At 73.4% G+C, this 6306-nt stretch carries 4 protein-coding genes; 1 reads left to right on the forward strand and 3 read right to left on the reverse strand.

Going from position 1 to position 6306, the window contains the following annotated elements; translation table 11 throughout:
- Positions 1 to 243 precede the first annotated feature (243 nt).
- Both FNQ90_RS09350 and FNQ90_RS09355 read right to left on the reverse strand, forming a co-directional pair.
- Positions 244 to 1680 (reverse strand): hypothetical protein, encoded by a 1437-nt coding sequence (locus tag FNQ90_RS09350; RefSeq protein ID WP_182605937.1) that lies wholly within the window; start codon positions 1678 to 1680, stop codon positions 244 to 246.
- Between the two features lie 176 nt (positions 1681 to 1856).
- A complete protein-coding gene (locus FNQ90_RS09355; protein WP_228470996.1) occupies positions 1857 to 3554 on the reverse strand; it encodes a hypothetical protein in 1698 nt (565 codons plus the stop codon).
- 218 nt (positions 3555 to 3772) lie between these two features.
- On the opposite strand from FNQ90_RS09355, the gene FNQ90_RS09360 reads away from it, so the two are divergent.
- Positions 3773 to 4252, forward strand: coding sequence for an SRPBCC family protein (locus FNQ90_RS09360; protein WP_182605938.1), 480 nt, complete (start codon positions 3773 to 3775; stop codon positions 4250 to 4252).
- A 70-nt stretch (positions 4253 to 4322) separates the two neighbouring features.
- Here the strand turns inward: FNQ90_RS09360 and FNQ90_RS09365 are convergent, their stop codons facing one another.
- A complete protein-coding gene (locus FNQ90_RS09365) occupies positions 4323 to 5978 on the reverse strand; it encodes an FAD-dependent oxidoreductase (RefSeq protein WP_323379858.1) in 1656 nt (551 codons plus the stop codon).
- Positions 5979 to 6306 lie beyond the last annotated feature (328 nt).

Here is a 6306-nt window from a genome sequence, read left to right on the forward strand (position 1 = left end):
AAGCCGGCATACGAGATAAATGCAAGTTTGGTGGGCTCGAAGATTTGTATAAGAGACAGGCGGTTGAGGACGGGACCCGAGTCGAGGACGGGTCGAGGACGAGTCGGGGGCGGGCCGTGGCCCGCCCCCGACTCGGGGTTTCTTTTCCGGGGTGTCCGGTCGTTTTCCGGCGCTCCCCTCCCGCCGGCCACCCGGTCGCCCGTCGGGAGGGGGGACGGCGGGCCCGCGGGTCCCGGCCGCCTCTCAGCGGCGCCGCGATCCGCTGCCCACCGGCTCGTGCAGCGTCTCGAACCGCACGCCGGGGTAGCGGTCCTCGTCCTCCTCCCGGGCCCGCTCCAGGAAGTCATCGAGGTCCTCGAGGGTGAGCGGCTCCGGCAGGGGATGGTGGGGCCGGAGGCGACGCAGGGCGGCGCCGTAGCGGACGAAGTGGGCGAGGTCACGGGGGTGGGCCCGGGTGCGCAGACCGAGGAAACGACCCTTGCGGTGGGCTCGTCCGAGCAGGTCGCGCCACTCGTCGATGGTGGTCAGCCCCACCGCCTCCACACCGTTCTGGAAGAGGCCGAGGAGGATCTCGTCGAACGGCTCGCGGTGTTCGGCGTCCAGGTAGTCCCGCAGTGCGCGGTGGGAGACCTCCGTGTTGAACTTCATCCAGAAGGGCACCGCCCCGGCCATGAGGGTCGCCCGGGGTTCGGTGAGAATGAAGGAGGACACCGCCAGTCGGTTCGTCGGGAGGGAACGGCGCGCGTACCAGTCCCGGTACAGGTCGGCGACCAGCGGGCTGGGAGCCTCCGGCTCGTCGAACACCACGCGGCGCACCCGGAAACCGTTGGCCCGGGCGAAGCGCTCGATATCCTCGCGCAGCGCCGGTTCGAAGCCCCACTCGGCCTCGGGACTGTCGCCGTCCGGTTCGGGTCCGTACCAACGGCGCACCGGGGAGTCGTAGCGTTCCAGGTACTCCGCGACCCGCGGGCCGCCGTGGTGGAACTCCTCCTCGGTGGCTCCGCCCAGGGCACCGTGTTGGAAGACGTGGCGTGGTCCCACCCGGGTGGTGCGCCAACGGGTGGCGCACTCGGAGACGATGATGGTGCCGCCGGGCTCCAGGCGGTCGAGCAGGAAGCGCTCCCAGGTGGGCCCCAGTTCCAGGCGCTTGACCCGGAAGTAGGTCAGGGCGCGGACCATCATCCGGTCCTGGTTGGCGTCGTGCATGTGGTGCAGTTGGATCTCGGGGTTGCGACGCACCAGTTCCGCCCCCGGTTCCAGGCCGCGGAACATGGCGCCACCCGGATCGTCGGGATGGACGCGCTGGCGCACCGGGATCAGGAAGGTCTGCGGGAGCCAGGGCACGCCCAGGGCGGTCCACAGATGGGTCAGCGCGCCGCAGGCGGAGCCGACGGCGACCGCCGGGTAGCGGCGTCGGGGGTACTCCTCCGCCACCCACTCGGAGACCTCCTCCATGTCGATCCGTCCCATGCGCTTGGGCGAGATCGTCTCCGTGGCGCCGCTGCCGATGAAGACCTTCTCCCGCACACGGGGCGGCAGCAGCCGGGTGGCGGTGATGGGGACCTCCAGGAGCCTGCTCTCCCCCATGGCGGTGAAGGGTTCGTCACGCAGGAAGCAGGCGTTGGCGCGCAACATTCCGGAGGAGGAGTCGAAGCCGGCGAGAAACGGGGGGATGCCCATGATTCGGTCCTTTGTCGGGGCCGATGAACCTGTTGTGGTTCGGGTTACCGTCGAGGAATGCGGGAAACCTCCCGGATCACCCCTTTGCGCGTGTCACCCACCCCATGGGCGAAAAGGGCGGTTCGCCACCCGCTCCCGCGCCGCGGGAGCGGGTGGCCCCCGGACACCGGGGGCTCTCACGCCTCGTCCGGTGGTGTGCCGAACGGTCGGGAAAGGGGCACGCCCCAGTCCCGCCAGACCGGACAGGGCATCGGCGGCTCGCCGTCCAGGAAACGGTTCACCTCACGGGTGAAGGCCGGCCTGATCGGCAGGTACGGGTGGGGCACCCGCAGCGGACACACGTCCGCCTCGACGCTCCCCCCCGCCAATCGCCACCCGTTCGGCATCAGCGGCAGGTCGGTGGCCGAGGTGACGCTCAGTACCCGCACGTCCTCCGGCAGGGGTTGGGCCAGGATCTCCGATGCGGCGTTCGGGGTGGCCAGGAGTTCCAGGGCCGCCGGCGCGTCGGCGTCGAAGCGGAAGTCCATCAGATCGGCCACGGGTACCAGCATCCGCAGCAGATCCCCGGCCACCCGCCCCGTCGCGTCCTCGCCCGCGGGCGGGTATCCGACCGGACTCTCCGGGAAGGGACCGACCAGCACCAGTGCGTCGACCTGCGGTGCCCGTCCCTCCGCGATGGCCTGCCAGGCTATCCACACCGCGTGCGAGTGGGCGGCCACCACCAGCGGTCGGGGCAGGTCCCGTACCTGCTCGACGAAGGCGTCCACCTGTTCCGCCACCGGACGCTGGGTGTCCTCGGGCACGTAGGGGGCGCCGGTGACGATCGGACAGCGCGCCACGCCCCGTGGTTGTCCGTCCCCGGGCCCCGCGTAGGAGAAGTAGAAGGTGTGGGCGCAGTCGTACCCCAACCGCTCGACCTCGGTCTCGAAGATGGCGCCCCGCCCCGACCCGGAGTTGATCCCCGACATCAGCATGATGGAACCCGGACGGGGGTCGGGGCGCGGGCCGGGATCGGCCTCCGTACGGGTGCCGACGAACACGCCGGCGAGGACGACGAGCACGAGCGCCCCCACCGCGCCGCGCAACAGCGGACGACCGTTGGGCGGGCGGCGCAGCAGGAGGATCGCCCCGGCCGTGACGGCGGCAGAGACCGGCACCAGGAAGGGGATCAGTCCGGGCCACAGGTCGGCGAGTACGCCGATGCCCAGCAGCAGCGCGATGTAGGGCAGCAACACCTCCACGCGCAGCGCCCGGCGCCACGAGCGGGCGAGCGCGGTCCGCAGCCGCGGGGCCTCCGGGGCGCTCTGCCAGGGCACCGGCGCGGCGAGCAGCCACACCACCGCCAGGAACCCGATGGCGGCCCAGAAGAGCCGGGCGTACAGCAGGGCCTGGGCCATGAAGTCCAGTTGGGCCGCCAACAGCAACGGGAGGAGGAGGATGAGGTGGTACAGGGCCGCGAAGCGCAGTCGACGCCGCCAGGGGCCGGGTATCAGTGCCGCCAGCACGGTGATCCGTACGGCCAGGGCGAGCACCAGCCCGCCGAGGAACACCGGTTGGGAGGGCGCCCGGGCCAGCAGGATTCGCAGGTCGGTGAAGAGGTCCAGCGGGGGCAGTGCCACCGCGTGCACCAGGCCGGGCCAGCGGGGCAGCACACCGGTGAGGGCCAGGAGCGTCACCACGGCGGCGAGGGCGGCCAGCGGCCACAGTGAGGGTTCGCCGGGCCGGAGCGCGAGGGCGCCGATCGGCCCCCCACCGCGCCGGGCGGACCGGCGGGCCCCGGGTTTCCGGTCCGCCCGGCGGCTCCCCCCGGGGCCCGGTCGGCCCTCGGTGCCCGTCTCGTCACCTCGACGCGTTCCGAACGATGAGGGGGTCATGCCTGTCCTCCCGCTGGTCCCGGTCTCCTCCCGACCGCACACCGACGATCCCCGATATCGGGGGTCGATCGACGGCGTCCGCGGGGCCGCCGAAGTGGCCCCGTGTCCCTCGGGTACCCGGTTGTCGTCCGCCGGCACGGGCAGACGCCGTCCATCGGGGCCGGCCGAGGAGCGGCCGGTGACCGGGATTCGAGGATCCCCGAGGAATGGAGGCCCACATGGCGGTGCGACCGGTGCTGATCAGGCGTTCCCCGGCGGTGGTGTGGAAGGTGCTCTCCGATTGCCGGCGCTACGCGGATTGGGTGGTGGGTACCCGGGAGGCCCGTCCCTCGCACGGTGACTGGCCCGAACCCGGGTCGGCGTTGCGCTACGAGGTGGGGGTGGGCCCGTGGCGACTCCCGGGACGAACGGTGGTGCGGGTGTGCGAACCGCGGCGACGGCTGGAGTTGGAGGCGGAGGCCGGGCGACTGGGTACCGCGCGGATCGCGCTGGAGCTCCGCCCCTGGGGCCCGGACACCCTCGTGATCGTGGACGAGCATCCGTTGACCGGGCCGGGAGGGCGCCTGCACAACGCGCTCTCGGAGGCGCTGCTGCAACAGCGGCACCGCCGGATGCTGCGCAATCTGGCGTCGGTGGTCGAGGCCGCCGGGTCACCGTCCGACGCTGGGACCCGAACGGGGGCGCCCCCCGGATGGTGACCCGGCGCCGCCGCGCACGGCGTTGCCGACCGATGGCGGGTGGGGTCGGCGGGCGCGACGGCGACCGGCGTCATCCGCGGTCGGTGGCTCCGGGACCGGGCTCGTCGAGGTACTCGGGGCCTTCCGGTTCGTCATCCCCGTCGTCCGCTCCGGGGGTGCCGTCGAGATCCCGGGGTTCCAGCGGCTTGGTGGCGGGTCCCTGGACGACCGAACCGTCGACGTCGAACCGGGAACCGTGGCAGGGGCACTCCCAGGCGGTCTCGACCTCGTTGAAGCGCACCAGGCACCCGAGGTGGGTGCACCGTGCGGAGAGGGCGTGGACCGTGCCCGCCGGGTCGCGGTAGACGGCGGCCTTGCGCCCCCCGACCCGGACCAGGGCACCGGTGCCGGGGGCCAGGTCGTCCACCGAGTCCGCCTCGGCGGGGCGCAGTCGGTCGCCCACGAAGTGCCGGGCGACGGTGGCCTGCAGCCCCAGCGCGCTCCCGGCCTCGCGGATGGGGTGCAGTCGACGGGGGTCGTGCATCTCCGTCCACGGCGGGGGCTCCTCGTCGCCCCGGATCAGTCCGGCCAGCAGGTCCCCGGCGACCACGCCGCCGGTCATGCCCCAGGCGTTGAAGCCGGTGGCGACGAAGGTGTTCCGGGCGCCGGGGTGGAAGGGTCCGATGAACGGGACGCCGTCGGTGCCGAAGGTGTCCTGGGTGGCCCAGCGGTGGGTCTCCTCCGCGTCGGGGAAACGTTCCCGCAGCCACGCCTCCAGCCGTTGCACGCGCGGTGTCACCGGACCGTCGCCGGGCAGGAACTTCTCGCCGGTCAGGATCAGCAGGCACCTGTCCTCCGGGCCTCCGGGCAGCGGGGCGGTGCGCACCGAGCGGGTGCCGTGGTCGGGGGTGAGGGCCATGGTGGAGGGGGCGGCCTCCACCGGGATCCGGGCGGCGATCACCCACTCGCGCTCGGCCTCCAGCCGGGCGAAGAGCATCGCGCGGTCGAAGACGGGGTAGTGGGTGGCGATCACCACGTGTCGGGCGGTGACCTCGGCTCCGTTCTCCGTGACCACCCGGCAGGGGTCGCCCTCGTGGAGTTCCACGGCGCGGGTTCGCTCCACGATCCGTCCGCCGTGGCGTTCGATGTCCTCGGCCACGGCGAGCAGCCACGCCCTGGGGTGGAAGGCGATCTGGTCGTCCAACCGGACGGCCGCACGCACCGGGAAGGGCAGCCCGGTGCCGCCCGTCCCCGGCCCCTCGATCAGGGTCACCGGCAGACCGGCCTCGCGGGCCGCCGCCGCCTCGGCCCGCACGGCCTTCTCGGTGTCGGGGGTCTCGGCCCAGGTGAGCGCGGGACGTCGGACGAGGTCGCAGTCGGCGGAGAGTTCGTCGGCGATCTCGGCCACCCGTTCCACGGCCCGGCGGTGGGCATCCGCGTACAGGCGGGCGGTGTCGGGCCCGTGTCGGTCGCGCAGTTCGGAGTAGCGCAGCCCCTGCAACGCGGTCACCTTGGCGGAGGTGTGGCCGGTGACCCCGGCGGCGACGCGGTCGGCCTCCAGGACCAGAACCTCGTGACCCGAGCGGGCGAGTTCACGGGCGGTGCACAGGCCGGCGATGCCGCCGCCCAGGACCACGGTGTCCACCCGCGGCCGTTCCGACGCTGCCAGGGTGGGCCGGGGGGAGCCGGGAGCGGTCTCGATCCACCAGGAACGTGCGGCGGGGTGCTCTCCCACGCCGGGGGTCACGTGGTCACCCCCGCGGCCGGGACGGGTGCTGCGGACGGTGCGGCGCGTCCGCCGACGGCTTCGCGGTGCTCGACCAAGGTCCGTTCTCCTCCTCGCTGCGTGGCCCCTCCCGGGCCCGGGAGGGGATGCCGTTTCGGGCGCCCGGGGTTTCGCCCCGGGGGAACCGGCTTCCCGGGCGCGCGACGGGCTTCCCGCGTACCCGGCGCCCCGGGGGCGAAACCCCGGCCCGCGCCGGGCGGCGAGCCCGGAGGGACGTCGGGAGACCGGGACCGGGGCCCGGATCGGGGGCGGTCGGTCGAGGGTTCGTGAAGCCGGCGGAGCCGGTGAC

This window comes from Streptomyces alkaliphilus (assembly GCF_014141535.1).
Taxonomy (GTDB): Bacteria; Actinomycetota; Actinomycetes; order Streptomycetales; family Streptomycetaceae; genus Streptomyces; species Streptomyces alkaliphilus.

What these genes read in the sequence shown, in the direction of transcription:
- FNQ90_RS09355 (WP_228470996.1), bottom strand. Translation starts at nt 3,554, where the DNA reads ATGACCCCCTCATCGTTCGGAACGCGTCGAGGTGACGAGACGGGCACC.
- FNQ90_RS09350 (WP_182605937.1), bottom strand. Translation starts at nt 1,680, where the DNA reads ATGGGCATCCCCCCGTTTCTCGCCGGCTTCGACTCCTCCTCCGGAATG.
- FNQ90_RS09360 (WP_182605938.1), top strand. Translation starts at nt 3,773, where the DNA reads ATGGCGGTGCGACCGGTGCTGATCAGGCGTTCCCCGGCGGTGGTGTGG.